Annotated in this window: 24 protein-coding genes, 1 tRNA gene and 2 pseudogenes; 13 read left to right on the forward strand and 14 right to left on the reverse strand. The window is 56.7% G+C overall.

Annotated features, from left to right (window positions below; genetic code table 11):
* Positions 1-74: 74 nt before the first annotated feature.
* The 4 genes and pseudogenes from QPJ95_RS10710 to QPJ95_RS10725 form a co-directional block, all read right to left on the reverse strand.
* The gene (locus QPJ95_RS10710; protein WP_270921285.1) at positions 75-296 is read right to left on the reverse strand and encodes a hypothetical protein; all 222 of its coding nucleotides are present in this window, start codon (positions 294-296) and stop codon (positions 75-77) included.
* Positions 297-432: 136 nt separating this feature from the next.
* On the reverse strand, positions 433-672 hold the full coding sequence (locus QPJ95_RS10715; RefSeq protein WP_313851748.1) for a helix-turn-helix transcriptional regulator: 240 nt from the start codon (positions 670-672) through the stop codon (positions 433-435).
* Between the two features lie 82 nt (positions 673-754).
* Positions 755-1,468 carry a hypothetical protein gene (locus tag QPJ95_RS10720; RefSeq protein WP_270921286.1) on the reverse strand — a complete coding sequence of 238 codons (714 nt, stop codon included), beginning with the start codon at positions 1,466-1,468 and terminating at the stop codon, positions 755-757.
* A 163-nt stretch (positions 1,469-1,631) separates the two neighbouring features.
* Positions 1,632-2,434 (reverse strand): annotated as a pseudogene (locus QPJ95_RS10725) (integrase arm-type DNA-binding domain-containing protein).
* Positions 2,435-3,119: 685 nt separating this feature from the next.
* Here QPJ95_RS10725 and QPJ95_RS10730 point away from each other — a divergent pair.
* The gene (locus QPJ95_RS10730) at positions 3,120-4,184 is read left to right on the forward strand and encodes a hypothetical protein (protein ID WP_270920514.1); all 1,065 of its coding nucleotides are present in this window, start codon (positions 3,120-3,122) and stop codon (positions 4,182-4,184) included.
* Positions 4,185-4,958: 774 nt separating this feature from the next.
* On the opposite strand, the gene QPJ95_RS10735 is transcribed toward QPJ95_RS10730, so the two are convergent.
* The 3 genes from QPJ95_RS10735 to QPJ95_RS10745 all read right to left on the reverse strand — a co-directional run bounded on the left by QPJ95_RS10735 (position 4,959) and on the right by QPJ95_RS10745 (position 7,358).
* Positions 4,959-5,486 carry a porin family protein gene (locus QPJ95_RS10735; RefSeq protein ID WP_270920513.1) on the reverse strand — a complete coding sequence of 176 codons (528 nt, stop codon included), beginning with the start codon at positions 5,484-5,486 and terminating at the stop codon, positions 4,959-4,961.
* A 355-nt stretch (positions 5,487-5,841) separates the two neighbouring features.
* Positions 5,842-6,048 carry a cold-shock protein gene (locus QPJ95_RS10740; protein ID WP_270920512.1) on the reverse strand — a complete coding sequence of 69 codons (207 nt, stop codon included), beginning with the start codon at positions 6,046-6,048 and terminating at the stop codon, positions 5,842-5,844.
* 518 nt (positions 6,049-6,566) lie between these two features.
* Entirely contained in the window at positions 6,567-7,358 is a 792-nt protein-coding gene (locus QPJ95_RS10745) for a DeoR/GlpR family DNA-binding transcription regulator (RefSeq protein ID WP_270920511.1), read from the reverse strand.
* Between the two features lie 207 nt (positions 7,359-7,565).
* Here QPJ95_RS10745 and QPJ95_RS10750 point away from each other — a divergent pair, with 207 nt between their 5' ends.
* The 5 genes from QPJ95_RS10750 to QPJ95_RS10775 are packed head-to-tail and all read left to right on the forward strand — an operon-like array spanning position 7,566 to position 12,689.
* The gene (locus QPJ95_RS10750) at positions 7,566-8,087 is read left to right on the forward strand and encodes an ABC transporter substrate-binding protein (protein ID WP_270920510.1); all 522 of its coding nucleotides are present in this window, start codon (positions 7,566-7,568) and stop codon (positions 8,085-8,087) included.
* Positions 8,084-9,019 (forward strand): ABC transporter permease subunit, encoded by a 936-nt coding sequence (locus QPJ95_RS10755; protein WP_270920509.1) that lies wholly within the window; start codon positions 8,084-8,086, stop codon positions 9,017-9,019. The genes QPJ95_RS10750 and QPJ95_RS10755 overlap by 4 nt, the downstream gene beginning before the upstream one ends.
* Positions 9,020-9,026: 7 nt before the next feature.
* Positions 9,027-10,055, forward strand: coding sequence for an ATP-binding cassette domain-containing protein (locus tag QPJ95_RS24065; protein ID WP_313851677.1), 1,029 nt, complete (start codon positions 9,027-9,029; stop codon positions 10,053-10,055).
* Entirely contained in the window at positions 10,052-11,464 is a 1,413-nt protein-coding gene (locus tag QPJ95_RS10770) for an NAD(P)/FAD-dependent oxidoreductase (RefSeq protein WP_270920508.1), read from the forward strand. The genes QPJ95_RS24065 and QPJ95_RS10770 overlap by 4 nt, the downstream gene beginning before the upstream one ends.
* A complete protein-coding gene (locus QPJ95_RS10775; protein ID WP_270920507.1) occupies positions 11,457-12,689 on the forward strand; it encodes an NAD(P)/FAD-dependent oxidoreductase in 1,233 nt (410 codons plus the stop codon). The genes QPJ95_RS10770 and QPJ95_RS10775 overlap by 8 nt, the downstream gene beginning before the upstream one ends.
* A gap of 8 nt (positions 12,690-12,697) precedes the next feature.
* Here QPJ95_RS10775 and QPJ95_RS10780 read toward each other — a convergent pair whose 3' ends face one another.
* Entirely contained in the window at positions 12,698-14,125 is a 1,428-nt protein-coding gene (locus tag QPJ95_RS10780; protein WP_270920506.1) for an FGGY family carbohydrate kinase, read from the reverse strand.
* A 242-nt stretch (positions 14,126-14,367) separates the two neighbouring features.
* Here QPJ95_RS10780 and QPJ95_RS24185 point away from each other — a divergent pair.
* Positions 14,368-14,454 (forward strand): annotated as a pseudogene (locus QPJ95_RS24185) (IS6 family transposase); the annotation flags it as partial.
* Positions 14,455-14,597: 143 nt separating this feature from the next.
* Entirely contained in the window at positions 14,598-17,051 is a 2,454-nt protein-coding gene (locus tag QPJ95_RS10785) for a type IA DNA topoisomerase (RefSeq protein ID WP_270920505.1), read from the forward strand.
* A gap of 74 nt (positions 17,052-17,125) precedes the next feature.
* Here QPJ95_RS10785 and QPJ95_RS10790 read toward each other — a convergent pair whose 3' ends face one another.
* The 4 genes from QPJ95_RS10790 to QPJ95_RS10805 form a co-directional block, all read right to left on the reverse strand.
* The gene (locus tag QPJ95_RS10790; RefSeq protein WP_270920504.1) at positions 17,126-17,953 is read right to left on the reverse strand and encodes a hypothetical protein; all 828 of its coding nucleotides are present in this window, start codon (positions 17,951-17,953) and stop codon (positions 17,126-17,128) included.
* Entirely contained in the window at positions 17,950-18,705 is a 756-nt protein-coding gene (locus tag QPJ95_RS10795; protein WP_270920503.1) for a glycosyltransferase family 25 protein, read from the reverse strand. The genes QPJ95_RS10790 and QPJ95_RS10795 overlap by 4 nt, the downstream gene beginning before the upstream one ends.
* Entirely contained in the window at positions 18,705-19,838 is a 1,134-nt protein-coding gene (locus tag QPJ95_RS10800) for a hypothetical protein (protein ID WP_270920502.1), read from the reverse strand. Before QPJ95_RS10800 ends, QPJ95_RS10795 begins: the two co-directional genes overlap by 1 nt.
* A 497-nt stretch (positions 19,839-20,335) precedes the next feature.
* The gene (locus QPJ95_RS10805) at positions 20,336-20,623 is read right to left on the reverse strand and encodes a hypothetical protein (RefSeq protein ID WP_270920501.1); all 288 of its coding nucleotides are present in this window, start codon (positions 20,621-20,623) and stop codon (positions 20,336-20,338) included.
* Between the two features lie 128 nt (positions 20,624-20,751).
* On the opposite strand from QPJ95_RS10805, the gene QPJ95_RS10810 reads away from it, so the two are divergent.
* Positions 20,752-21,210 carry a tRNA (cytidine(34)-2'-O)-methyltransferase gene (locus tag QPJ95_RS10810; protein ID WP_390923681.1) on the forward strand — a complete coding sequence of 153 codons (459 nt, stop codon included), beginning with the start codon at positions 20,752-20,754 and terminating at the stop codon, positions 21,208-21,210.
* Positions 21,211-21,369: 159 nt separating this feature from the next.
* Here QPJ95_RS10810 and QPJ95_RS10815 read toward each other — a convergent pair whose 3' ends face one another.
* The gene (locus QPJ95_RS10815) at positions 21,370-21,549 is read right to left on the reverse strand and encodes a hypothetical protein (protein ID WP_270920499.1); all 180 of its coding nucleotides are present in this window, start codon (positions 21,547-21,549) and stop codon (positions 21,370-21,372) included.
* A 215-nt stretch (positions 21,550-21,764) separates the two neighbouring features.
* Positions 21,765-21,839: transfer RNA gene (locus QPJ95_RS10820), tRNA-Thr, on the reverse strand.
* A gap of 84 nt (positions 21,840-21,923) precedes the next feature.
* Between QPJ95_RS10820 and QPJ95_RS10825 the strand changes: the two genes are divergently transcribed.
* The 4 genes from QPJ95_RS10825 to hisD all read left to right on the forward strand — a co-directional run bounded on the left by QPJ95_RS10825 (position 21,924) and on the right by hisD (position 25,323).
* On the forward strand, positions 21,924-22,208 hold the full coding sequence (locus QPJ95_RS10825; RefSeq protein ID WP_270920518.1) for a hypothetical protein: 285 nt from the start codon (positions 21,924-21,926) through the stop codon (positions 22,206-22,208).
* Between the two features lie 6 nt (positions 22,209-22,214).
* On the forward strand, positions 22,215-23,483 hold the full coding sequence (gene murA, locus QPJ95_RS10830) for a UDP-N-acetylglucosamine 1-carboxyvinyltransferase (RefSeq protein WP_270920498.1): 1,269 nt from the start codon (positions 22,215-22,217) through the stop codon (positions 23,481-23,483).
* Positions 23,483-23,959: a DUF2948 family protein gene (locus QPJ95_RS10835; RefSeq protein ID WP_270920497.1), complete on the forward strand. Its 477-nt coding sequence runs from the start codon at positions 23,483-23,485 to the stop codon at positions 23,957-23,959. Before murA ends, QPJ95_RS10835 begins: the two co-directional genes overlap by 1 nt.
* A 62-nt stretch (positions 23,960-24,021) precedes the next feature.
* A complete protein-coding gene (hisD, locus tag QPJ95_RS10840) occupies positions 24,022-25,323 on the forward strand; it encodes a histidinol dehydrogenase (protein ID WP_270920496.1) in 1,302 nt (433 codons plus the stop codon).
* Positions 25,324-25,577: the final 254 nt, after the last annotated feature.

Here is a 25,577-nt window from a genome sequence, read left to right on the forward strand (position 1 = left end):
GTTGCCCGCCGTAAGTGGTGCCTCCGGCGGGGCAGCTTTAGGTTTTGGGGCCGGGCTGGTGCCCGGCTTGGGTGTTATTGCTGGGTGCTAAGCTGTCGACTGATCCAGATTTCAGCCCGCTTCGCACATTTGGCGATGTTCAGAAGGTCAGAATGGAAAAAACCGGATGTGTTTTTCCAATCGCCTTCACAGGTTTTGTAAGACCGGGTGATGTCGACCGAGTATGATCCGTCATTTTTCCAGATGGCTGCGGTGGTCAGGCCCAGTTTGATTTTATGGGCAGGAAGATTGGGCATGGTCTGTCTCCTAGATTGATCGGTAAGTTGAATTTGAATGTGGGAAAGGCGCGGAGTACCATTTGATCCCGCGCCTTAGTGAAGCCATCCGGCCCCAAAATCCCGTACGGTGCTGCCAAGCCCGCACGGGCAAAACTCAGTGTTGAGAAGTACTTTTCCGGCGACGGCTCTCGGCCCAGTCCCGCAGATCACGGCGGCGATACCGCACGGAACGCCCCGGTTTGTAGAAGGAGGGGCCAAAGCCGGTGACACGCCATTTTTGCAGTGTCCGGACACTTTGGCAGAGAAAGTCTGCGGCCCGTGTTTCGTCAATAAAGCCGTCCAGATAGTCTAGGGCGGCTTGGTTTGTTTTTTGGTTTTGAACCATTTCGTGCATCGGTTTGCTCCAGTTACGCTTCGATGCTTTGGTTCTGGCTCAAATCAAAAACAGTAAAAATATCAGTAAATCCCGCTGGAGTTTACTGTTTACTGTTTTCCTTCAATTCATTGAAAAGGAGAGTAAAATGTGGACGAATGCCTTCGTTTCCGGGCTTCCCGTCCTCGGGATATTTTTGGGGATGGGTGTTGTGCAGTTGCTGCCTAACTAAATCAAAATGCGCCTTCGCCGACAGGTTGACGTTAATTTCTCCAAGAGCATTCAGGGCACGGAAAGCTGCCTCTACATCGTCCTTAATCGTTGGACGACCGGTTTTCTTTGGCTGCGCACGAAGCTGTTTTTTCGGCTCCGTATCAACGCTTTCCGGTGCCATGCGAATGCGTACATCGACAAGTGTCATGGATTGGTAGCTGAGCTTGTCACTGTCGAGCTTCGTGTTGTCGCACCAAGCATCTCGTGGAATTTGAACTGGTATCGTGTCCATAGTCCTCGGATGATCGAAGCCAAAAGCCCGAAATCTACCGTCCTGCAATCTTTGAAGGATTTCCTTGGTGGCTCTTTCCAGGATCTCATTCTTTTGACGATCAAGTTTACCTACTTCGAGAACACTGTAAGCGAACAGTTCCATGCCTTCATGGCCATCTTCCTTGCCTTGGGCTGCTGCTTCCTTAACAACTTCAGGCCAAGACTTATCTCGCCTTTGCGTCAACGCGGCTTGCCATTCATCTTTGTAAAAGTGCTTGGCAAATGTACGTGCGGAATTTTCGAGCCAAATAGAACGCTTCCAAATATTCATAGTGTCCAAGACACAAAACCTCTCTTTGGCCATCTCATCTCAAAGACGCTTTTTGCTCTGGTTAGAGTAAACGTGGGGCGGGGTATGCCCCGGGTAGAGCTATCCGCAGGCTGCCTATACCCCAGGTATACACGGGGTAGGAGATATCCAGCACCTATTGATCTCACCGAACGACACGCAAGACGCGTTCGGTGGTCGGTGTACCAACTAGAGCATTCAACCGTTCCGCATTTTCTTCGGCTGCCCGGTTTACCGGATCGTTTGCCAAATGCGCGTAGCGCATGGTGGTCTGAATTTGCGTATGGCCCAGAAGCCGTCCCACCATTTGAATTGGCATGCCCGATGAGACTGCATTTGACGCATAGGTGTGGCGCAAATCATGAATGCGTACGTCGGGTATACCGGCCGGTTCCCGAATGCGCCGCCACGGGTGCTGCAAGTCGGTGGCATATTGGCCAGGGAGTTTGCCCGCAATAACGTATGGTTTGCCTGATAGGGTTTGTCGCGGAACTTTTGGTGCAGCTCGGCAATGTCACGACGCTCCTCGTCGACGGTTTTGAAGCTGCCAATTGCGGGATTGATGAACAGATCAATGGCGCGGCGATACTCGCCTTGAGTGCTTGGCTTGCAGCGCTGTTTTGCCTGTTCCTCAAAGACGCGTTCGCAGAGTGCGGCAACAGTTGGGGCTTTACGGTGCAGTGAGATATCCTCGGCTGGGTTCTCGCCTTTGGCGACCTGTCCCATGATTTCTTTCGCAAGCTTGCGGGCCTCGTCCACAGTGATTTTTCAGTGCCGCCCAACTGACACACGCCGCGTGCGCCCGCCTTTGCGATATTGTGCCTGATAGGTCTTGGCCCCGGACGGCATCACCCGCAGCCCAAACCCGGCGATCTGGCTGTCCCAGACGAAGTAGTCCTTGGCCTCAGATTGCAGCGCATCTACCACGCGTTTGGTCAGTTTTGGCATCGTGTTCTCCGGTCTATCTTTGTTCTCATGGCGCATCCGTGGAAGCAGCTGGAAGCAAGTCACAGCGTAAGACGAAGAAAAGGAGCGCGTGTTTCGTTAGGACTAAATAAGTAAAAACAATAAGATAGGGTAGGGTGGCGTAATATAGAGTGGCTGGTGCGACTCCCTGTAAGCTATCTCATAACCTGAAGGTCGTAGGTTCAAATCCTACTCCCGCAACCATAAACTTATACTAGAAACACAGACACTTAACGCCACCTTCGGGTGGCCATCTGCGTTTGTGCTGTCCCGCGCGGTGCGACGCCGATGCTGCACCGTGCAGCAAACAACAGCACCGTGGAGACAAGTCACCTCGGGCGGATCGCGGACCTTCTCGGCATGGACCACAGGAGACCAGGTTGCGGACCTTGCCGCGTTCACTGTTACTGGCCCAATTGGCACCGCGAAGATAGCACTGCGTCGACTCTGCTGTCTTTACGGAATGTATGCGCGCGTATTTGCCCGTGTACCAATGGAATTTCAGATCAGAATATTCGACGATGCGACAACATCACCCGTCTTGCACTGACTGAATTTCCTTGGGGGCTGGACTTGGACATATCTGGGCTAAGTTGTGAGCTTATACTTGATCCGTGAGCCTACCTACCAAAATATTTTGGCCGCCAAAACTTGCTGAGAGGTGATTATGTCTAGAGGTGTTTCTTCATCGCTTTCCTGCGCACTGGTTGCGACTGCTTTAAGTGTCACTCCAGTAGCGACAGCTACTTTTGTTCTCTCCGCTATGGCCGATGCTGCTTATGCCAAAAATGGCGAGGGTAACGGCGGCGGCGGCAATGGCAACGGCGGCGGCAATGGCAACGGTGGCGGCAATGGTAACAGTGGCGGCAATGGCAACAGCGGAGGCAATGGCAACAGCGGAGGCAATGGCAACAGCAGCGGCAACAGCGCAGGCAATGGCGAGGGTAACGGTGGAAATGGCAATAGCCGAGGGGCCTCAGCCAACGCTGGAAATGGCAATAGCAAAGACCGAAATGGTTTGTCAGCGTCTTCGATCTCAAAGGCATTCAATGCTGTATTTTCTGGCAACAAGCGAAGGCCAAGCCGAAAAAACAATAGCCCGACGGCCAAGGTCTCTGCAAACCAACAAGGTGTGATTTCGAGTAACCTGAAGGGATTAAACGCTGCCCATGCAAGCACCACGGCACGCCTGAACGCAGACCCAAACAGTCGCGTTGGCAAGATTGCAAGCTATGAACAGGCGGCGCTTGACGTGATTGGGCTAACCGACACGCTCTCAGAACTTCTGGATCTAGTCGATGACACAGTTCCCTCCACTTCAGAATTCGTAGGTGAGAACATAACCGAGGATGCAACGGCGACTGAGCAGGAAATTGCAGATGCGATCGACGCGCTGGATCCGGAGTCCGCCGATTATCAAGCAAACGTGGATGAGATTGCGGCTGCCATGACCGGATTGGACCCAACAAACCCCGATGATGAAGATGCCCTGGCGGCTACGGCCGAGAGCATTGGCAGCACAGTTGCCGCGCAAGACGAACAGGCTGCGCTGGCAGCGAATATCGCGGAAGTTGAACATGATCTGGACGTGTCAAAATATGCTCAAACTATTGCATTGGCGGAAGCCTATGCACCGCATGACATCCGAGATTTGACGGAAGAATCTCTTACCGAATTGCACGGCTTGCTGGGCCTGAGCGAGGCTTCAATTCCGGAACTATTACCGGAGTGATCATTTCCGGTGTGTGAAGTGAACCGAATTTCGAACAACGTTCCTGTACTCAGCTGATAGCGGCCCACGCATGAAAGTTCGTACAAGCAACTAATGACAGCACTGTCAGAACTGTCAGCCAATCGGGACGGTGCAGACGAAAAGCGCCCGACCCTGGCAGGTCGAGCGCTTGAGCATTCCCAGCAATGTAGTGCCGATGTTTGGCCGTTAACTTCTTGTCCACTCGATCATCCGCATTCCTGCCTTTCCCTCGCGGCTGAACCCTATGTTTAGCCCCAGACGCCTGAGCACGGGTTGGACCCGGCGCAGGGCCGCGCCAAAGCGGGCCTCGATGGCGGCTTGGTCGCTGTGGGCTCGATCTGCCGCGTGGGAGTCCAGCAATGCCCCTCAGCTCACCACTACCCATTTTGCGAAGTCTGCCATTTTCGGGACGTCTGTGAGCGTCACAGAGACAGTCCGCCCCAGGTCGCAGAACAAGGCATCTAGCAAAGCGCCCAGAATGGACGGCTTGGCCTTGGCAACGTTGCGGTTGAGCGCACCCAGGGTCTTCCATGTTGGCTTTGCGGCCATTCGCTGCACGTGAAAAAAGAAATTCAGCCATTTCCCAACGCGTGTCACCCCGAAAATCCCAAAATAAAGTGGTAAATGGGGAAGCGCCGATCATTGATCGTTTAGGATTGCCTTGGAGGAAACTAAACCAGTGACGCAAAACTTCTCTGATTATTGGCCTGCGAATAAATATTTCAAGTTTCATTCAGTGTTATTCTGAAAAAACTAGAATTGATACGCTACGCTGAAGAGAAGTGACGTCACATCTAGGTCAGAACCGAAAAAATTGACAGAATCACGAAGTATCTCCCCACCAAGAATGATGGTGTCAGTCGCTTTGTAGTTGATACCTATGCCGAACGTCGTGCCATCTTCGCTGTCTAGCCCGTCATCAATGTTTACATAGCCCAATATGCCGTAAACCAATGTCGTTCCCAGATCATACCCCGTTTTAAATTTCAAACGAATAGAGTCACTGTCCCATGGAGGATCACCACCAATGGAGTGTTTTGCGGTGCCATAGCTTAGTTCGCCACCAATGACCCAATTGTTGGACAGGCTGTGATTGTAGCCAGCCTGCAAGCCGTAAGCTGTTGAGCTATCGCTTTCCGTGCTGCCAACGAAGGTGACTTCGGCATCGGTGGGGCCTACATGAGCGCCCAGGTAAAACCCAGTCCACCCTTCGCCAGCGATCGCCAGAGTTGGCAATCCCAGAATTGTAGTAGCCAAAACTATTGTTGCGATACTTTTCATTTTTCACATCCAATCATTTATAAATGTCAAAATTCCAGAGAAATATGGCACGTTAATGATGCGGTTTGCCTCGACTCAGCGCTGTAAGGGCAGAATTGAGGATTTTGTGGCATGAATATCACTTTGCTCATCTCAGAAGGGTAGCATGGTGGCGCATTTATTCACGTCGGCTTGATAATAATTTGGCGCGCTGATGGGCTCTGTTGCACAACTCAGCCGCTTCTAGGTGCCAACGTAACGATCAATTTTTAGCGTGTTTCCAGGGCAGCAAAGCGGGCCGAACACTGTGTCAGAAAGGCGAAACGCGGCCCCAAGAACAGAGGCCGCGTTTCAATAACTCTATTGTCGTAAAGGCTTATGCCAGTGCGAGGTTCACAGCGGACTCACGACCGTCACGGCCGGGCTCGATGTCAAACGTCACTTTCTGGTTGTCGGCCAGGCCGGTCAGGCCAGAACGCTCAACAGCGGAAATGTGAACGAATACATCGTTGCTGCCGCCATCGGGTGCGATAAAGCCGAAGCCTTTAGTAGAGTTGAACCATTTTACGGTGCCACTGGCCATATCCGTAGTCTCCATTTGATTGCTGCCCGCGCGAGTGCGGCAGCCCGGCGTGTCAGGTCTGAATCGAAGGACTGAACGCCGAAGAACGGGAGACAGTAGGTCGAAAAAGAAAAACGCTAGCCCGAGTGATTTTGGGCGGTGGCGGCGCAGTTTTCAAGGATTTAATTAACGGTCGGCGCAGATCGGCTTAGGCCTGAAAACGCTGCTAAATACCGATCTTGCATCGTCCGGTAACGGAGGGGGGCTGATTGATCCCAGCGAACGACAACAAGCCAGTGTCGCAGATAGGGCGATTTGGCAGGGTTCTAATCCTTGTGCTGGGCTTTGCGTCCTTTGTGGGGACCCCAGTTTGGCTGCCGTTGTCAGAATTACATACTGGCCAACGGGCTAGGATGCTATCCTTTGGAATTGGAGCAAGGACCGACATTGATCCGGACCGGATCCTGGCGGATTTTAGAAGGCGCCATAAGGCCGCCATGGTTCCGATTGTTGAACATGCAGGTGGCGTTATGGCAAGATTAGGAGGTCAAGTGCTTGGCCTCGATCACCTCGATATTGGCGAGGGTCAGGCCGTTCTCCACGTCGGGCGGAAGGTCGTCGGTTACAAGTGTGTCGATTGACGACAGGGGGACTCCGGTCATGCGCGCACGCCAGTCGAATTTAGCCCGGTGTACCAGTCCGATGGTACGGGTGGCCTTTTTCGACATCCGTTGGGCAATGGATGCATCCCCCGCGTGCGAGAAACACATGCCATCGGTGGTGCTGAAACCATCGCAGGACAATAGCGCTAGGTCTGCGTTGATCTGATCAATCATCGCCTCGGCAAAATGACCGTCGGTGGCCAGTGATGTCTGGCGCAGGAAGCCGCCCAGCAGGCAAACGGTGACATTGGGGTTGTTGGCCAGGATTTGGGCAATGTTGACAGCCGGGGTCGCGATAAACAGTTCCAGATCGGTCAGGGCCAGATCATTAATCAGCGGCAGAATGGTTGATCCATCGTTCAGAAACAATGTGTCGCCGGATTTGATCAACCCGATGGTGGCGCGCGAAATCGCCTGTTTGGCTCTGATGTGACTTTGCTCGCGGATCGCCAAGGCCTCTTCGGCATGGCGGATTGGGCGCACTGAGGCACCGCCATAGCCGCGGCTGACAAAGCCATCTTGTTCCAGTGCTGCCAGATCGCGCCGGATGGTGGCCGGCGAGGCATCCAGGATATCGCATAATTCTGTGACAGAAACGGTGCCGCGCAATGCGATTTCGTGGCGTAAAGACTGTCGTCTTGCCAGGGGGTTTCGTTTTTGGCTGCTCATCGTGTTTTGTTACCTTGTAGGTCGAATTTTTAAACCATGCCTTGGACGGTAACGCAATCACGGTCAGCCAATCGTAAAACGCCAGTAAGTTATCATAACCAATCAGATTGACGCATTGTACTGATCATGTTAGCGCTTATTGCACTGGTTTGCAGGGGGGGGGCGTGCCGAAAAGGCAATGAGATATCCACAAACGGGGAGGTGGAAATGCAAATTTTGAGCTATCTATGGCCCCGTAGGTATATTTCTGGTGCCAAAATGGGGGCTGCGCTGGTTGTCTCTATGTCGGTGGCCGGCGGTGCCCTGGCGGCAAGTTCTCCATCGGTTGGTGATCCCCAGGGGATCACGTCCCAATCCCCATATCAGCTGGATCTATCGGATTATCAGGCGCAGGGCGTCGGTCTGTCCAACTTCTCGGTTTTGAAAGAGGGCGAAGAGGCGGGCGGCTACAAAGTGACGTTGCCTCCGGGACAGACCGGCCCGGCGATCACTTTCAACCAGACCATCAAAGACCTCAGAATGGGCGAAGTTTACGCCGACGTGCGGTTCCGCAAGGCAATGTCGCTGGCGATCAACCGGGACGAACTGAATGAAGCGCTGTGGTTTGGCCTGGGAACTCCCGGGGCGGCGCTGCCGCTGGGTGTTGCTTTGTCACCGACGAGGATCGCAATTATGCGGTCGCGTTTGATGCGGATGCAGCCAATGCATTGCTGGACGAAATGGGCATGAAAATGGCAGCCAACGGAAAGCGTCTGCACCCTGATGGCGAACCCTTCAACATCCTGTGGGAACATGCGGTCCAATTCGGCGGTGAATCTTTCACCCCTCTGGTGGCAGATTACTGGCGCGCGGTTGGCGTTGACGTCACCATGAAAGAGGTCACCAGTCAGTTGTCGCGTGAAAAGGCCAAGGCCAGCACCCGCGACATCAATATGGAGTGGGACGTTCCGTTCGAGCCGAACCTGATCTCGCAGGTTGAATACTACATCCCGCCCTATTCCGAAGGCTCGCCGCTGGTTGGTCAGCAATGGGGCAACTGGGGGACCACAAACGGTGCCGCCGGAGAAGAGCCTCCGGCATGGGCCGCGCGCCTGTTCGAATTGGGTAAGACCTGGAAAACTGTTCTGCCCGGCAGCGATGCGTACATAAAGATCGGTGCGGAAATGGTTGAGTTGCGTGAACGTCTTGGCCTTAACCGCCTCTGGTCGGTGCAATATTTCGACTGGATCAGCACGATCGTCCTGCATGGGGATTTTGGCAATTCATGGGGATGGAAGCGACCGGTTGCCGATGTGATCGCTGAACGCATGCCGTTCACACTGATGCTGATGTATCTGGGGCAGAAATATTTTGGTCCAAGCGTGGGCGGTCTGTTTTCCCCCGAATTCCAAGACGTGGATTGGAACTGGGCACGGGCCAAGAATCTGATCAGGCATCTGTGGGTGCCGATTATCGTACTGGGCACCTCCGGCACCGCCTATCTGATCCGCACCCTGCGGGCCTCGGTGCTGGATGAGCTGAACAACAAGATGTATGTGATTGCGGCCCGGGCCGGTGGCCTGTCGCCCACGCAGCTGCTGCTCAAATACCCGGTGCGCATCGCCCTGAACCCAATCGTCGGCGTGGTGATGTTGAATCCCCGCATCAGCCCGGAAAGTTGACCCCGCCATGACCTCTCCTGATACAACGGTCCCGACCACCAAGGAACAGAGCAACAAGCGTCGGCCCGAGATGGCCTCGCAATGGCAGCTGATGTGGTGGAAGTTCAAAAAGCACTACCTGGCTATGGTTGGTGTGATTGCCCTTTCGGTGCTGCTGTTTGCGGCGCAAAACGTGCGCAGGCTGACCGTCAAGATGTTGGACAAGGTGGGCATCTCCGACCCGGACCGCGCCTTTGATCAATACCCCTACGCGTTTTCCGGCGGCATGCGGCAGCGGGCGATGATTGCCAAGGCGCTGTCCTGTAACCCGTCGGGGCTGATCGCGGACGAGCCAACCACGGCGCTGGACGTGACCATTCAGGCGCAGGTGGTGGCCCAGATTGCCGATGACGTGGCGATTATGTATATGGGGCGTATCGTCGAACAGGGACCGGTGCGGGAAATATTCGCCAATCCGCGCATGACGGTGCGCGATGTGATTGGAGAGCCCTTGCTGGCCAACAAGGTCGCCAGGGGAGAAGAGCTGAAACAGCGGGTCAAGCAGATCGCCACCCAATGTGGTCTGGATGTGGAACATCTGAGCCGCTATCCGCATGCCTTCAGCGGTGGCCAGCGCCTGCGTATTGCCATCGCCAGGGCCCTGATCCTGCACAAGGAATTCATCGTCTGCGACGAGGCGGTCACAGCGATCGAGACCCAAAAAACCGCGCCGTGGTTCCTGCATCTCAGCCTGTTGCGCCCGCATCCTCCGTTCATCGCGTTGGCCCCCTACAACACCATGTATCCCCCGGACGACATGCGGGACCCATGCGATCCTGAGGCCGCGACGGACCATCCGTTTCTGGCTTATGTGACGCGCCACCATCTGGATCTGGAAGGTCTGGATCAGGCCGATGATCCGGCCGGTGATCTGGCCTATGCACCGCAGATTCTGACCTATGCCCAGAAAATGCTGTCCTGGCGACTGGCCCATGCAGACCGTACCCTGACCGGCCTCTACCTGTCCGCGAACGGGCCCAAACGGGCGATGCCATGATGCCGGACCGCAAATCCAGCCTCAGCTCTACCCTGTTCGATGTGGTGGTGATTGGCGCCGGCGTTGTCGGCTGTGCCATGGCCCGGCGGTTTACCCTAGAGGGCGCGCGGGTGGCGTTGGTGGAAAAGGCCTGCGATATTCTGGACGGCGCAAGCAAGGCCAACAGCGCCATTTTGCACACCGGGTTTGACGCACCGGTCGGTTCGATCGAACTGGATTGCATCCGCAAAGGCGCCGAAGAGTATCGGCAAATCCACCAGGATATGCGCCTGCCGCTGGATGCCGCCGGGGCCTATGTCGTGGCGTGGAATGACGTTGAGGTTGCCAGGCTGGACACATTGCTGGAACAGGCGCACAGGAATGGTATCAGCAATGCCACTCTCGTGGGTCAGACGGTCCTGCGCGACAATGAACCGCATCTGTCAGATCGGGCGCTGGCGGCAATCTCGGTTCCGGGCGAGGCTCTGATCGACCCGTGGTCGGCCCCCTATGCCTATCTGAAACAGGCGTTGCAGAATGGTGCAGAAGTGTTTCTGAAGTGCGAGGTCACCGGGGGCGGGTTTGCCGGTGGAGAATGGCAATTGGAGACGTCACGCGGTGTGTTGAACTGTCGTCAGGTGATCAATTGCGCCGGTCTTTATGGCGATTATGTGGACCAGGCGGTGCTGGGCCTGTCCGATTTTTTGATCACTCCGCGCAAAGGCCAGTTCCTGATCTTTGACAAGGCAGCCGCGTCGCTGTTGCAGGCGATCATTTTACCGGTCCCGACCGCGCGCACCAAAGGCGTGGTTGTGTGCCGGACGATTTTTGGCAACCTGCTGGTCGGCCCCACGGCAGATGAACAGCAAAGCCGCGATGAGGCGTCCACGGATACGGCCTCTCTCGAAGGTTTGATGCAGGCGGCAATCCGGATAATTCCGACGCTGGCCGACATGCCGATCACCGCCACCTATGCCGGTTTGCGCCCCGCGACCGAGCAAAAGGAATACCGCATCATCCCGCGTCCGGACAGCAACTGGATCACCGTTGGCGGCATCCGCTCAACCGGGTTAAGCGCGGCATTGGGCATCGCCCAGCATGTGTTTGCCCAGTATCGGGATTGGGGGGCTGCACATGAGCCGCTGCCGGACCCCCGAGTGCCGCAGGCCAATATTCTGGCCGAGCAAAGCGCGCGGGCATGGCGCGAAGGCGGGCAGGGCGACATGATCTGTCATTGCGAACTGGTACGCGAGGCCGAGATCAGACAGGCGTTGACCGGGCCGCTGGCGGCGCGGTCCTTGGCGGGGCTAAAGCGCCAGACGCGGGTGACCATGGGGCGCTGTCAGGGGTTCTACTGCTCTGCGCGCCTGACGGAACTGACCGACGGTCATTTTGACATCCCTCTAGCCAAGGACATCAAACATGACTGACCAGATTGATGTGGCCATCATTGGCAGCGGTCCGTCCAGTCTTTCGGCGGCGATCGAACTCAAGGCACTGGGCATTGCCCGGGTCGTGGTGCTTGAACGCGACCCCGAGGCTGGCGGCATACCCCGCCATTGTGGCCATCCCCCCTTTGGCATTCGGGAATTCAAACGGGTTTTGACCGGGCCGCAATACGCCCGAAAACTGGTTGCCACGGCCCGTCTGGTCGGGGTCGAGATCCGCACGTCGACCACCGTGGTCGAAGCGCGCCCGGACGGGAAATTGTTGCTGGCAACCAAGGACGGCGTTGCCGAAATCGCACCACGCCGAGTGATCTATGCCACGGGTGTGCGTGAAACTCCGCGCTCTTGCCGGTTCATCACCGGGCCGCGGCCGCTGGGGGTGGTGAACACCGGGGCTTTGCAGTCGACGGTCTACCTACAGGATCGCACGCCATTTGAACGCCCGGTGATCATCGGCACCGAACTGGTTTCGTTCTCGGCAATCATGACCTGTCGGCACGCGGGCATCAAACCGGTGGCAATGATCGAGGCAAATGAGGGTGTCACTGCGCGTTGGCCCACCGGGCTGTTTCCGCGCATTGTGGGGGTGCCGCTGCATCTGGGCACCCGGCTGAGTGCCATTCTCGGCAACAGATCCGTCACCGGTGTCGAAGTGGTGGACAGGGCGGGCAATCACCGTGTTATCAATTGCGACGGGGTGATCCTGAGCGGTCAGTTCACCCCCGAAGTGGCGCTGGCTCGCTGTGGTCATCTGGCCGTTGATGCCGCGACCAAAGGTCCGGTGGTGGACCAGTACGGTCGGTGCTCGGATCCCTGCTATTTCGCCACGGGCAATGTTCTGAGACCGGTCGAAACCGCCGGATGGAGCTGGAATGAAGGCCGCCAGACCGCCCGGTGGGTGGCCGCAGATCTGGCTGGAGATCTGGCGCCGGTGGGGGCTGAGATTGAGGTTGTCGCCGCTGATCCGGTGATCAGATATGTGGTGCCGCAACGGTTGTCGCTGGCCGCTGGCTCCGCAGGGATGAAACATCTGCAACTGCGAGTGACGCGCCGGGCAAAAGGCACTCTGGTTGCCATGTGTGGCGATCAGACCTTGTGGAAAATGCCGCTAAATGCCCGGCCCGAACGCCGTATCCTGGTGCCGGTTGGAAAATTCACTGCCGCGGGCAAACCGGTAAAAATTGAACTGAAGTTCATAGCAGAATAGGCCGGGTGTCACACCCGTTTGGGTCGCCAGTTGCGGGACCGCGATACGGCTTCGGCAAACAGAGTTTTGTCGGGCGCCTCAGGCGCGGGGTCGTAGCGAAGACAGGCCGGCGCGTTGGCGGTGCCCCTGGGCGGATCTCCGGCCACCATCAATGCAGTGCCCAGTGCCGTCTGTTCGCCCATCGGCTGCACGATGATCTGTTTTTGCAGCACATCGCTTAGGAACTGGCAGAAATACGGATTGGCGGACATGCCGCCGTCGATGGAAATCCTGTCGCCAATCGGCACCAATGCGTCCATTGCCGTGATCACCTGATCGGCGCGCAGGGCGATGCCTTCAAGGATTGCCTGCACCATATCCTTGGCCGATGTATCCAGCGACATGCCGATCCAAAGCCCCGCCGCAGACCCATCCCAATGCGGGCAACCGAGCCCGGTCAGCGCCGGCACAAACGCCAGATTGCGGCCAATGGCGGCGGGTGCGTCAAAGCTGTTTATCTCGTCAAACTGTTTGAACAACCCCAGCGATCTGGCCCAGTTCAGGGCCGAACTGGCGCAATATACCCCTCCATCCAGCGCGCAGACGGGGTTCGACCCAGTGGCTTGCCAGGCGATTGTCGGCAGCAATCCCTGATCCGGCGCCCGCAACAGGGTATCGCCGGTAAGCACCATGGCAAACGCGCCGGTGCCAAAGGTGATCTTGGCGGCACCGGCATTGCGGCAGCCATGCCCAAAAAGCGAGGCCTGCTGATCAACCACATTGACCGTGATCGGGGTGGCACAGCCATCGAGCCTGACCGCACCGAAATCGGCCATGCTGGGGCGGATTTCGGGCAATGCTTGGATGGGGACGCCAAACAGCGCACAGAGCTCGGGGGCCCATTGTCCGGTTTCCAGACCAAGCAGCGATGTGCGCGAGGCAGTGGTGATATCCGTGGCGAAATGCCCGGTCAGGCGATCCAGAAAAAACGCATCCGTGGTCCCAAGACGCAGTTTTCCCTGAGCCAAAAGTGGACGTGCCTCGGCAATGTTGTCAAGAATCCAGGCCAGTTTGCTGGCCGAGAAATACGGATCAAGCGGCAGGCCGGCCTTGGCCATAGTCAGCTGTTCCGCCCCATCTGCCTTTAGCGAGGCAATGCGGGCCTCGGTGCGCCGATCCTGCCAGACGATGACCGGCGAAATCGCCTCTCCAGTGTCGCCATTCCACGCGAGACAGCTTTCGCCCTGATTGTCGATGCCAATGGCATCCACGGGTCCCGCCGCCCGGATGCAGTCGGTGACATGTTGCAACAGCTCTTCCGGGTCATGTTCCACCCAACCGGGCTGGGGATAGATTTGCCGGTGCGCGCGGGTGCAGATGATTTTTCCCAAACCGGTCTCATCCAGAACAAACCCACGGGTGCTGGAGGTGCCCTGATCGATCGCAACAACGCGCATGATTTTGGTCCTTGTCGTCAGGGTTAACTGGCCATGTTTCTAGATGAGCACCCTGTTCATGCCAATGGCTTTGTCGGTGGCGTGAGTGCCCCCACCTAGCGGCACCCTCATGGGATTGTTGCCGAATTTCGGCCTAAAGCGTGAATGCCCCTTTCGGCAGTGTCAGAGGGAACCTGCTTGAGCCGGGCGGAGCGGGTTCGTCGCGTTCCGGGATCACGAAGGTGAAGGGCTTGAGACCTATGTCTCGAAGTGCTGCGATGAAAGTCATCGGCAATGCACAGAGGCAGGAAACCGGTCGCTGGCTGAATAATCGAGGCGACAAGTCTCACCCACTGCCTGGCTGTGGTTTGTTCACATACCGGAGAGGGGTGGAACGTCACCTTTACTCACCCGCCAAAAGCCGGGTTGCGAATGGCAGTTGTTCACTTTACGTTCTGGCATTGCTGACTTCCTTAATCCGAACGAGTTCGTCATGTCCGATCAAATTGTCATCACCGAGAAAGCCAGCCAGGCGAAAGATGTCCGCGCCGCCATTGGGTCTCGCTACGGCATGGTTCTGCCCGCCGAGGGACATTTGTTCGCCTTGCTCGAACCAGAGGATGTGGTGCCGGAATGGAAGCGGTGGTCCCCGGTCTTGCTGCGGCCCCAGGGCCTATACGGCACACGGCCGGCAAAAGGCGGTAACAAGGCGGCCAAGCTCAAAGCCATCCGTGAGGCGCTGCGCACGGCCAAGCGGGTCTGGCTTGCCACCGATTGCGACCGAGAGGGGCAGCTCATCGGCCAGGAGATCCTGGAGCATTACAAGTACCGAGGCGAGGTCATGCGGGTGTTGTTTACAGCCCAGGACGCTCAGACCATACGCGCGTCATTCGACCGGGCCAAACCCAATTCAGACTACGCCCGGCTCTACGCCGCCGCCGTCGCGCGGCGCCAAGCCGATCAGATTTACAATCTGTCACTGACCCGCACCGCCACCGTCATCCTTGGCAAAGGCGCCCGGGGCGTCATCGGCGTTGGCCGTGTGAAAACCCCAACCCTGGCAATCGCCTGCAAGCGGGAATTGGAAATCCGCGATTTTGATCCGGTGCCCTATTTCGAGATCGTCGCCACAGCCATGGTCGCGGGTGGTGAATTCAAGATGCGACATGCGCCACGGGATCGAATTCTCAAACGTGAGCTTGCCGAGGCCGTGGTCATGGCTGCCCGTGATTTCGAGGGGCCGCTCAACGTGCGCGTCGAAGATAAGCGACAACGGCCGCCGAGGCTGCACGATTTGCCGTCACTGCAGAAACTCTGCGCCTCTCGCTTCGGCTGGGCCGCGGCCAAGACTTTGCAGATCGCTCAGGAACTCTATGATGGTCAGGGCAAGAAAATCATCACCTATCCTCGTGCCGAAGTGCGCTACCTGCCCGAGACTTTGATCGCGGATGTGCCGCAGATTGTCGCCGGACTGCAAGCGGGGCAATCGTTCAGCACGATCCCCATGCCAGCGGAGCCGGTAGTCCGAAGGGGCAAGAGCGGCAGTTTCTATGACAAGGGATTGGAGGGGGCCAGCCACCACGCGGTCATCCCCAACGTCAACACTATCGACGGTTTGCGGGATGTCTGGCCGCGCCTTTCGATTGACGAGAAAAAACTGTTTGACGTGATCGCGCGGGCGTACCTGGCCGCTGTCATGCCAGACTTCCGCTATCGCCAGACAACCGTATCGCTTGATGCGGTCGGCTTTCCATTCAAGGCCACAGGCCGCCAACCCATCGATCTCGGGTGGCGTGCGGCCTTTCCGGAATGGCAACCCGCCAACGAGAAGGGCGACGATGCGCAGTTGCTTCCGCAGATGCAAAACGGCGAGACCGCGCGGTTGCGGAACCCTGTCATCGAGGACAAGGAAACCCGGCCACCGCCGCGTTATAACGAAGGCACTTTGATTGAGGCGATGCAGCAGGCCTGGCGTTTTGTCGATGACGAGGTTCTGCGTGACAGGCTGAAGGAAGCCAAGGGCATCGGTACGCCCGCGACCCGCGCTGAGATCATCGGAGGGTTGAAACGGCAGGGTTTTCTGATTGCCCAGGGCAAGAACATTGTGCCCACCGAAACTGGGCTAACGTTGTTTGGTGTTCTGCAACAGGCCGATCCGGCCTTGGTCGATCCGGGCGTGACGGCGCGACTTGAATGCCTGCTCGACGATGTTGTCGTTGGCAAGCAGGAGATGGTTGGTGCCATCGATGCTGTTTGCGATGTCGCCCGGCGTATCATTGGCAAGCTGGTGGAAGGCCCGCCGGGCGGTATGCCACCCTTGATTGGTTCTGCGTCGGACGGCGCGGGCGGTGGACGGCCACCAACAGCCGCGATGAAGCGTTTCGCTGACAGCATCGCTCGCCAAAAGCGCATAAAGCCTCCAGCGGGCTACACCAAATCGGGATCAGTTTGCCGTGCGTTCCTCGAGCAACACGCCCCCAAGAAAGCCGAGGGCGTCGACGGGAATGCAATGGGAGGCTCTGGAGCAAAACCAGCAAGTCCGGCACAATTGTTATTCGCCGAGAGGATCTCGCTGGAACAAGGTGTTGCGATAACCGACCAGGCCAAGGCCAGCTCTGCCGCTATGTCCGTGTGGATTGACAAGAACCAGGACGCGAAGCCCGGCAGGGGGGGCCGCAAAACGGGCAAGAAAATATCCGAACCAATGGCGGAGAAATCCACTAAGTCAACGAAGCGGGCACAAAAGCCCAAGGCAACGACGGCTTGCGCGGAAGCAACGCCTCCGCTGGCTTCAGAGCAGGGGAATTCGGCAGCAAACACGCCACTGCAAATTCCTTACGGCAACAAGGACGTCGCGCAAAAATGCGGTGCTAAATACGCCACAGGCGGATGGTATGCGCCGCCTGGTGTTGACCTGGCAGTGTTCAAATCCAAGGGATGGCTGTGAGGGCGGCAATCCATCCTTCTGCTACCGGGGCAATCACCCTCACAGCCCAAAAAATGCTTTCCCGAAACAATCAATCAGCTGAAAAACCGTTTGCGCACTTTTGGTGGAACAAACACAGTGTTGAACGTCGCATTGGGGAAAAACGGACTGATGGATGAATCGAAAATTGCACGAATTTTGAAATAGTCATTTGCGTAGATATACGTCTCGCGTCCCAAAAGAGTCGCGACGATGCCGATATGAAGACGATTTGTATGCACGGTTTTGTACGGTGAGATCGCGTCAACAAATCCTTGGATCGGTGTATAAATACGCCCTTTTTTTGAAACATCAAAGTTCCCGCGTGGAACCACAAGACCCTTTGGAGCTTCCCGGTCCTGCCTTAAAAAATACCCCACCTCTTTGCGTGGTTCTGGTGCTACCAGTTTCAAAAAGAACGCCATGTCGTGACAAAACGGCGCGTCAGGCAATTGCGCTTGGCTTTCAAATCGGTCGCGGACAAAAAAATGCATCTCGGGCGCAAATGTTAACTGACTAAGGTCCATATCAATTGTCGAGGGCAACATGACCGCGGTTTGAAAATGCTGTGTCAGTTGAGCGGTGATCTGCGGCGTATCATAGTGGCCACAAAACGCACCATTGCCATTGCAAACGACGACCGGTGCGGGATGCCCTGATTTGGCGATTTCCGCTTCCATTGTGGTGCGCTTTTTCATGACATCTTTGGCAATCACCGTATGATATTTAAAGCCATAGTGCAGAAAGAACTGCTCAGCACCTTCGCGAATAATGCTATCCCCCCAATTGCCCGGACTGAGCAGAAAGACGATGGGGTGATCTTGCACAATGTTACGCAAGTCGGATGCAAGTCGATCAAAAGCGGTCTGTATCGTTTCAGTCATGCCCATGCTTTCTGGCTTTTTCGCGCAAGCAGATATCCCTGTATTTGACGCTTTATGCGCTGGGGCAAATAGGAGGCATTTCGGGCCGCACAACGAGACCCTTGCGTTGCTTGCATTTTGTCAATTTCGCTTTCTTCACCCCGAACCGTAAAGGGGCTGGGGGCGAAGGCCATCCCACGGCCTGTCGTCAAAGTCCAATTGCGTAGAAACAGATCAACAGGCATCGTAATTTGCTGTGTCAGATCCAAAAAGGTCGATGCGCCTGCACGTGACCATAATATTGCGGGTGTTGTCATAGGAAAATAATGGGCCCGGTAATGTGTTGTTCCCAACTCTTTCCAGCCAGGCTGCAATAGCGGTGTACAAAAGCGTTTGGCATTCTTGCCAAGGTTCATCACGTCCCAACCGTGAATGTGCTCAAGGGACGCCCAAAGGTGGTCCAGTTGCGATTTTCCCATCGGACGCAGCGCAAGATCATCCTCGACCACAAGCCCATAAGGTAGGCCCGTTGCAAAGAATTTTTTTGCGCATAGGCGGTGGCTTTCAAAACAGCCAACTTCACCACAACTTAACGTCCGCCCCAAAGTGCCAAGCGCGGCGTTCCCGGCATCAGCCTCAAGCCTGCGCCCATCGACTGCAGGCACCCGTGTGAAAGATAACCCGGCAGCGGCCAAAACAGATTTCGTCGCTTTTAGGCGCGCGGGGTTGCGATCAAGATTGATCACGTAGGTGACCGGCTGGATCACTTCCATTAGCGTCTCCCGAGTGGAATGGTTCGGGATTTCAAGCGCTTGATATAGCCATCAATCGCATCTTTCACAGGCCCGTCTGCAAGGTCGGAACGAAGTTCCCACATAACGGCCAAATCGTCCCGCTTACTGGCTTGATTTTTTTGGGGGGCCCTGTTGCCCATAATCGTCTCAAGCTTATCGTTTTGCACAAATAACCCAGGCAATTCGCGACCGGATGTCAGAATGCAAAGGCGCGTTCGAATACACTTCATGCAAACGCCACAATTTCCGCCATGTGATTGTTCCTGATAACAAACAGAGAGATCACTTGCCACGTCACTGGGGTGCCCAATAATTTTACGCACTTTCGCCGCTCGCGAGAAATCACGGCCGAGGTGGCGGATAGGAAAACGTGCACTGGAAAGAGCGGAGTGTATCACCCGATTATTGCCCCATGGAAAAGCTGCAAATTCCATGGCTGGTGAACTATCTGCTGCAAATGCGCCCCAGCCAAAGTGACCAGAATGATAGTTGAGACACATCGCGAGATTGAGCGTATGCAGCATGTCCCAATTGAAACCCAGTTTCCGGATCGAGGTCTCCACCGTGATAAGCTCTAATCCGGTTTTTTTGGCAATGGTTTGCACACGTGGTTTCAAAGACTTGAAACCCGAAGTCTGAGCGTTGGGATAGTCTGCGCCCGCGATCAACAGGCCATGGGTCAGTTTGGGGTCTTCTTGCGCCTCAAGAGCGGCAAAAGTTGAATCGACACCGCCGCTAAGACACATCAGGCCCGGACGATCAAATGAGCTAGGCTCACTTTCAACGATATTGCTGAAGTTGAGTGGCGCTGGATATATTTTCCGAGGCAGCCACATATTCATTATGGCCTTCAGCCTCTCAGCCGAGTCAATCGCCGCTCTGGAGATTGGCAGATCTGTCTTTATTTCGACGTTGTGCGAGATCGACAAGGCCAGGGCCCCAAAAAGCGCAAAATCATAAACGTCGTGTTTGATTGGTGTCGCCGCATCCGAACGAATGAAAAATGACCTCTTCCCCAATGAAATTTCGGCCAGATTTCCAGAAACAGATACTTTTAATTCCGCGGTCTCTCGCTTCGGTTCTGGGCGAAGAAAGTCGAGTAGTGATTGCATATCTTTGATCTCTATTAATGTGAATCAGTGTGTAAAAATTAATGCGATACAGCGTGTAAAATGCGTTCTCGTAGCCGGTTTGAGTTGCTCCGTAGGAATTGCCCGTTTTGTCATTTAGGGGGTATCTGATCTTTAGTCCACACGGGCCGTCACGAAAGTCGACGGTCGCCAGCCAGAGCCTTCGTTCTCCGGGCCGCCGGTCCGGCAAAAGCCCCGCACTGAAGATGTCGTGAAAATCTATATCCTTATGGCCAGCAGCGTCAGCTGACTGAGATCGAATGCATGGCTGACGATACTGGCGATAAACCAAACGCTTCCAATCTGGATAAGCCGTTCTCCTGATTTCCCATGGCGTCCCAAATTGATTGCAATGCCCCGCCTGCGAAGCGGTGGCTGAACGCGACGAAGTGCTGTGCAGAGTTTGAACAGGTAGTATCCTCCAGTCCCAACCTGGTCGGCATTTCACTTCGAAGTCCAGGAGGGACGCCGAAGTCGCCCTAAGTATGGCGGCGCAAGGCGCAGGAAGTGGCATCCAAAATCGCGGCCAGGATGCGCGGTTGGGCCTCTTCAAGTTGCTTCCAGAAGTCCCGCTCAAATTTGCGCTGTGTTTCCGGGATTGAAGGCAGGGTCAGGCAGATTGACCGGCTGGCCATGTCGGCCCGCTCCGCCAGATCCGAAATCCCGCGACCACCTTTGCGGGCCTTGGGTGGACCTTTGGGCAAGCCGTGGAGAAGGGTCGCAACGGGGCTAAGACGGGGGTGTTTCCGCAATGGGGCGACGGGCATCTGGCAGCCATTGGACTGGAAAAGTTGGCGCTGTTAAGGCCCTGTTTGTTAGGTTAACAGGGGCTAACAGCGGGCCGCTCCTGCGCCCGTGACTTAGAAAGCCCACACATCCTATGTCTGATCCGTGCATGAAGCTGGTCTTGGTGACCCCTGAAATTCCGTATAATACCGGCGCGATTGGGCGGACCTGTGTGGCGCTGAATCTGGAGCTGATCCTGATCAAGCCCTACGGGTTTTCGCTTGATGAGAAGGCGGTGCGGCGGGCCGGAACGGATTACTGGAAACATGTTAATCTCTGCGAATATGACAGCTGGGAGGATTTTATAACTGATCGAAGCCCTCCGCGCGAAAGCCTGTATTTCTTTGAGGAACATGGCGCGCAGAGCGTTTACGCCCCGGAGTATCAACCGGATGCCTATTTGGTTTTCGGCTGTGAATCCAAAGGTCTGCCAGCGGCCATATTGGATGGCATGGAGGATCGAGTATTTAATTTGCCGATGCGCAATCCACTGGTCCGATCCCTGAACCTGGCAAACGTAGCCACGGCGGTTATTTATCAGGCCATGCGCCCTCAACTGGGTGGTTGAACGCGGCCATTGGCGCGGCGGCAGGCAAAGCCTGCTGTCGCCCGGCATTGCGGCCCGTAAGGTCAGGCTTGCAGTCAAAAAGCACTGAGCTCGGCGAATGGTATCACCCCGGCGGACAGCGGCACTAGGGCCGCTTTTGGGAGGAGCCGCGCCAAGGGGTCAGCGCATTTTCCGTATTTTGAGTTTGTCTAGTTTTGCTCTGCTCTTGGTCGATTCCTCCGACCGCGCCAGAGCTTTGGCAACCGCCTTCAAGCTCATCCCCTTTGTCACCAGCATATGCAGCTTTTGAATTTCCTCAGCTGTCCAGGCTTGGCGGTGGCGTTCGTAACGTTCACTCATGGATCTCGTCTACCTTCTCGTCATGTCAGAGTTATCATAGAGCATGCTGCTGCTGAGGGGGCCAGAACAATGGCCGTCGCGATATCCAACGATTCTGAATGACGCCATTGGCCAGGCTGTCAGAGAGCCAAGGGGCTGGTTATCGACATCCGACGTGGGGGGCTTAATTCCGCCAGAGGCGGTCCATTGAAACGATGCCTTTGCATCAGATCGAATGGTGCTGTGAGGGAGGATCGAACTCCCGACCTCACCCTTACCAAGGGTGTGCTCTACCACTGAGCTACCACAGCGCACTGTCCTCCAGATGGTCACTCGGTAGCTATCGGGCTCTGGAAAAACCCTCATCGTTCAGCTACCTAAGCTTTGGAGCTGTTATGTTGCGGAAGACCTATGTCTACTGCACCATATCAGCGCCGGTGAGGGGGCTTTTAGGGGCAATTGCAAAACTGTGCAAGGGCAATCTGGACGGTTTTTTCACACTAAGTTACACAGGGTTCATGGCAGATAAAAAAACACCCAAAAGCAACGGCAGTTCCACTGCACGCGAAGACCGGCTAAAGGCTGCGTTGAAAGTAAATATGGCGCGGCGTAAGGCGCAGGCCAAGGCGCGTGCGGGCACAAGTGCTGATGGCAAACAGACAGGCAAGTCAGAAGGATAACGGCAGATGGATTCGATTTTGGTAACCGGTGGCAACGAGCTGAGCGGTCAAATCCCTATAGCAGGCGCAAAAAACGCCTGTTTGACACTGATGCCGGCAACATTGCTGAGCGACGAACCGCTGACGCTGACCAATGCGCCCCGGTTGAGCGATATCAAAACTATGACCGAGCTGCTGCAGTCGCTTGGCGCCGAGGTGACCTCATTGCAAGATGGCAAGGTGCTGGCGATGTCCAGCCACAACATCAGCAATCACACCGCCGACTATGACATCGTGCGCAAAATGCGCGCCTCGATTTTGGTTCTGGGGCCCATGCTGGCGCGGGATGGCCACGCAGTTGTGTCGCTGCCCGGCGGCTGCGCCATCGGTGCGCGGCCCGTTGATCTGCACCTCAAGGGGCTGGAGGCGCTGGGAGCGGAGCTGGAGCTGAAGGACGGCTATATTCACGCCAAGGCACCGGGGGGATTGAAGGGCGGTATCGTGGATTTCCCGCTGGTTTCGGTCGGGGCGACCGAAAACGTGCTGATGGCGGCGACTTTGGCCAAGGGTACAACTGTGATCAACAACGCCGCGCGCGAGCCTGAGATCGTCGATCTGGCTGATTGTCTGCGCCGGATGGGGGCTCAGATTGACGGCGACGGCACCTCGACCATCACCATTCAGGGGGTCGACCGGTTGCATGGTGCGACGCACCCGGTGGTCACCGACCGAATCGAGCTGGGCACCTATATGCTGGCACCAGCGATCTGCGGTGGAGAGGTGGAATTGCTTGGCGGTCGGATCGATCTGGTTGCTGCGTTCTGCGAGAAACTGGATGCCGCTGGGATCTCGGTTGAAGAGACCGACAGGGGCCTGAAGGTCGCGCGTCGAAATGGCCGGATTCGGGCGGTGGATGTGATAACGGAACCCTTCCCCGGTTTTCCGACGGATCTGCAGGCGCAGATGATGGCGCTCTTGTGTACCGCAGAAGGGACTTCGGTTCTGGAAGAGCGGATTTTTGAGAACCGCTTTATGCATGCACCGGAACTGATCCGCATGGGCGCTCAGATTGAGGTGCACGGCGGCACCGCCACGGTGACCGGCGTTGACCGGCTGAAAGGCGCTCCGGTGATGGCCACCGATCTGCGCGCTTCGGTATCGTTGATTCTGGCCGGGCTGGCAGCCGAGGGCGAAACTGTGGTGAGCCGGGTCTATCATCTGGATCGTGGCTATGAGCACGTGGTGGGCAAGCTGTCCTCTGTTGGCGCCAAAATTGAACGGATCAAGGGGCAGTAATGACTGACGCAACATTTGAAGAGGGCGAGGAGGCGCCGCTGAACCTTGGCGCATTGTCGCCGGAGGATCTGCAAGTGATCTCGTCACTGACGCAGGACGCGGTCTTCCCGATCACCGAGATGCGCTGGCAGGCAAAGCAAAATCGCTTTGCCTTGCTGCTGAACCGGTTTCGCTGGGAAGACAGCGACAGGGCCAAATCTCGGGGGCGGGCCTATGAGCGGGTGCAATCGCTGCTGGTCATCGACACTGTGTTGTCAGTGGCCTCGCAGGGGGTCGATCGCAGTGATCCTGACGTGATCCTGTCGCTGCTTGAGCTCCGCTTTGAGCCGGGCGAGGACGGCGCCGGCCATGTGCTGCTGACCCTGGCCGGTGACGGCGTCTTGCGGCTGTCGGTCGAGGCGCTTGAGGTTTCACTGCGCGATGTCACCCGACCATATCAGGCGCCATCGGGCAAGGCTCCGGGGCACGGTGATTAACCGCAGCTATTTGCTTGAGCCTGCGCCCGTGCGCCGCTATTTAGCGCCAAAAGGAGAGCCTGATGCCGCAGTTTCTGGATACGAGCGCTGATGATTTCGAGATGGGTTTTGCCGCGCTTTTGGGGGCCAAACGCGAGGATAGCCCGGACGTAGACGCGATTGTTGCCGATATTATTGCGGATGTGCGCGCCCGGGGCGATGCTGCTGTGCTCGAACTGACCGCCAAGTTTGACCATCTTGAGCTGGCAGCAGACCAGCTCGCCTTCTCGAGGGATGAGATCGACGCGGCGATTGCTGAGGTGGGCGAGGCCGACCGCGCCGCACTGGAATTGGCGGCCGAGCGTATTTGGTCTTACCATAAGCGCCAGATGCCCAGCGATGAAAGCTGGACGGATTCGGCTGGGGCGACCCTGGGCTGGCGTTGGACCGCGGTTTCAGCGGCGGGTCTCTATGTGCCGGGTGGCCTGGCCACCTATCCGTCGTCGGTGCTGATGAATGCCATTCCTGCCAAGGTGGCTGGCGTGCAGCGATTGGCGATTACCGTGCCGACGCCTAATGGCAAGATTAATCCGCTGGTGTTGCTGGCTGCTCGGATCGCGGGGGTGGACGAGATCTATCGCATTGGCGGCGCTCAGGCCATTGCGGCGCTGGCCTATGGCACCAAGAGCATTGTCCCGGTTGATAAAATCACCGGCCCCGGCAATGCTTTTGTTGCCGCGGCCAAGCGCCGGGTGTTTGGCAAGGTGGGGATTGATATGATTGCGGGCCCATCAGAAATCCTGGTGATTGCCGATAAAGACAACAACCCGGACTGGATTGCCCTGGACCTGCTGAGCCAGGCCGAGCACGATGAAACGGCCCAATCCATCCTGATCACCGATGATGCTGAATTTGGCCGGGCGGTGGCCGCGGCGGTGGAGAAACAGCTGGAGACCCTGGAGCGGAGCGCCATTGCCGGGCCAAGCTGGCGCGATTACGGAGCGGTGATTACCGTCACCGACATGGATCAGGCCGCCGCGCTGTCCAACCGCATTGCCCCAGAACACCTGGAGCTCTGCGTCGCCGACCCAGAGGCATTGAGCCTCAAGACCGTTCACGCGGGCGCCATTTTCCTGGGGCAATATACCCCCGAGGCGATTGGTGATTACGTTGGTGGCCCCAATCACGTGCTTCCGACTGCGCGTTCGGCCCGGTTTTCATCCGGGCTGTCGGTCCTGGATTTTCTCAAGCGCACGACACTCAGCCACATGACCCCGGCAGCGCTGCGGGCCATTGGGCCAGCAGCTGAGACGCTGGCCATCAGCGAAAGTCTGCAAGCGCACGGGTTGTCCGTGCGCGCCCGGCTTGATGCATTGAACGATTAGGGCAGGGCTGGGGGCAGGGGCTCTGCCCCTCTTGGCCTGCGGCCAATTCACCCTGGGATATTTTTGGCCAGATGAAACCGGGGATCCGCCTCCCGGACTGGCCGGGAAGCTTCACCTGGCGCGGTCATCGGCGTCCCCGCCTGTACCGCTCAATCAGGCTCGGCTCAGATGGTTAAGGATTCGTTACTTCATCTGGCCGAAAATATCCCCGCCGGAGGCTCAAATGTTTTTTGATGGTAGATTGCCGCAGGCCG

The organism is Parasedimentitalea psychrophila, assembly GCF_030285785.1.
Classification (GTDB): Bacteria; Pseudomonadota; Alphaproteobacteria; order Rhodobacterales; family Rhodobacteraceae; genus Parasedimentitalea; species Parasedimentitalea psychrophila.

What these genes read in the sequence shown, in the direction of transcription:
- QPJ95_RS10810 (WP_390923681.1), top strand. Translation starts at nt 20,752, where the DNA reads ATGAAGCTGGTCTTGGTGACCCCTGAAATTCCGTATAATACCGGCGCG.
- QPJ95_RS10825 (WP_270920518.1), top strand. Translation starts at nt 21,924, where the DNA reads ATGTTGCGGAAGACCTATGTCTACTGCACCATATCAGCGCCGGTGAGG.
- QPJ95_RS10735 (WP_270920513.1), bottom strand. Translation starts at nt 5,486, where the DNA reads ATGAAAAGTATCGCAACAATAGTTTTGGCTACTACAATTCTGGGATTG.
- QPJ95_RS10805 (WP_270920501.1), bottom strand. Translation starts at nt 20,623, where the DNA reads ATGCCCGTCGCCCCATTGCGGAAACACCCCCGTCTTAGCCCCGTTGCG.
- QPJ95_RS10790 (WP_270920504.1), bottom strand. Translation starts at nt 17,953, where the DNA reads ATGACTGAAACGATACAGACCGCTTTTGATCGACTTGCATCCGACTTG.
- QPJ95_RS24065 (WP_313851677.1), top strand. Translation starts at nt 9,027, where the DNA reads ATGACCTCTCCTGATACAACGGTCCCGACCACCAAGGAACAGAGCAAC.
- QPJ95_RS10740 (WP_270920512.1), bottom strand. Translation starts at nt 6,048, where the DNA reads ATGGCCAGTGGCACCGTAAAATGGTTCAACTCTACTAAAGGCTTCGGC.
- QPJ95_RS10800 (WP_270920502.1), bottom strand. Translation starts at nt 19,838, where the DNA reads ATGCAATCACTACTCGACTTTCTTCGCCCAGAACCGAAGCGAGAGACC.
- QPJ95_RS10720 (WP_270921286.1), bottom strand. Translation starts at nt 1,468, where the DNA reads ATGAATATTTGGAAGCGTTCTATTTGGCTCGAAAATTCCGCACGTACA.
- QPJ95_RS10815 (WP_270920499.1), bottom strand. Translation starts at nt 21,549, where the DNA reads ATGAGTGAACGTTACGAACGCCACCGCCAAGCCTGGACAGCTGAGGAA.
- QPJ95_RS10770 (WP_270920508.1), top strand. Translation starts at nt 10,052, where the DNA reads ATGATGCCGGACCGCAAATCCAGCCTCAGCTCTACCCTGTTCGATGTG.
- QPJ95_RS10785 (WP_270920505.1), top strand. Translation starts at nt 14,598, where the DNA reads ATGTCCGATCAAATTGTCATCACCGAGAAAGCCAGCCAGGCGAAAGAT.
- QPJ95_RS10730 (WP_270920514.1), top strand. Translation starts at nt 3,120, where the DNA reads ATGTCTAGAGGTGTTTCTTCATCGCTTTCCTGCGCACTGGTTGCGACT.
- QPJ95_RS10715 (WP_313851748.1), bottom strand. Translation starts at nt 672, where the DNA reads ATGCACGAAATGGTTCAAAACCAAAAAACAAACCAAGCCGCCCTAGAC.
- QPJ95_RS10745 (WP_270920511.1), bottom strand. Translation starts at nt 7,358, where the DNA reads ATGAGCAGCCAAAAACGAAACCCCCTGGCAAGACGACAGTCTTTACGC.
- QPJ95_RS10750 (WP_270920510.1), top strand. Translation starts at nt 7,566, where the DNA reads ATGCAAATTTTGAGCTATCTATGGCCCCGTAGGTATATTTCTGGTGCC.
- murA (WP_270920498.1), top strand. Translation starts at nt 22,215, where the DNA reads ATGGATTCGATTTTGGTAACCGGTGGCAACGAGCTGAGCGGTCAAATC.
- QPJ95_RS10775 (WP_270920507.1), top strand. Translation starts at nt 11,457, where the DNA reads ATGACTGACCAGATTGATGTGGCCATCATTGGCAGCGGTCCGTCCAGT.
- QPJ95_RS10755 (WP_270920509.1), top strand. Translation starts at nt 8,084, where the DNA reads ATGAAAATGGCAGCCAACGGAAAGCGTCTGCACCCTGATGGCGAACCC.
- QPJ95_RS10835 (WP_270920497.1), top strand. Translation starts at nt 23,483, where the DNA reads ATGACTGACGCAACATTTGAAGAGGGCGAGGAGGCGCCGCTGAACCTT.
- QPJ95_RS10780 (WP_270920506.1), bottom strand. Translation starts at nt 14,125, where the DNA reads ATGCGCGTTGTTGCGATCGATCAGGGCACCTCCAGCACCCGTGGGTTT.
- hisD (WP_270920496.1), top strand. Translation starts at nt 24,022, where the DNA reads ATGCCGCAGTTTCTGGATACGAGCGCTGATGATTTCGAGATGGGTTTT.
- QPJ95_RS10710 (WP_270921285.1), bottom strand. Translation starts at nt 296, where the DNA reads ATGCCCAATCTTCCTGCCCATAAAATCAAACTGGGCCTGACCACCGCA.
- QPJ95_RS10795 (WP_270920503.1), bottom strand. Translation starts at nt 18,705, where the DNA reads ATGGAAGTGATCCAGCCGGTCACCTACGTGATCAATCTTGATCGCAAC.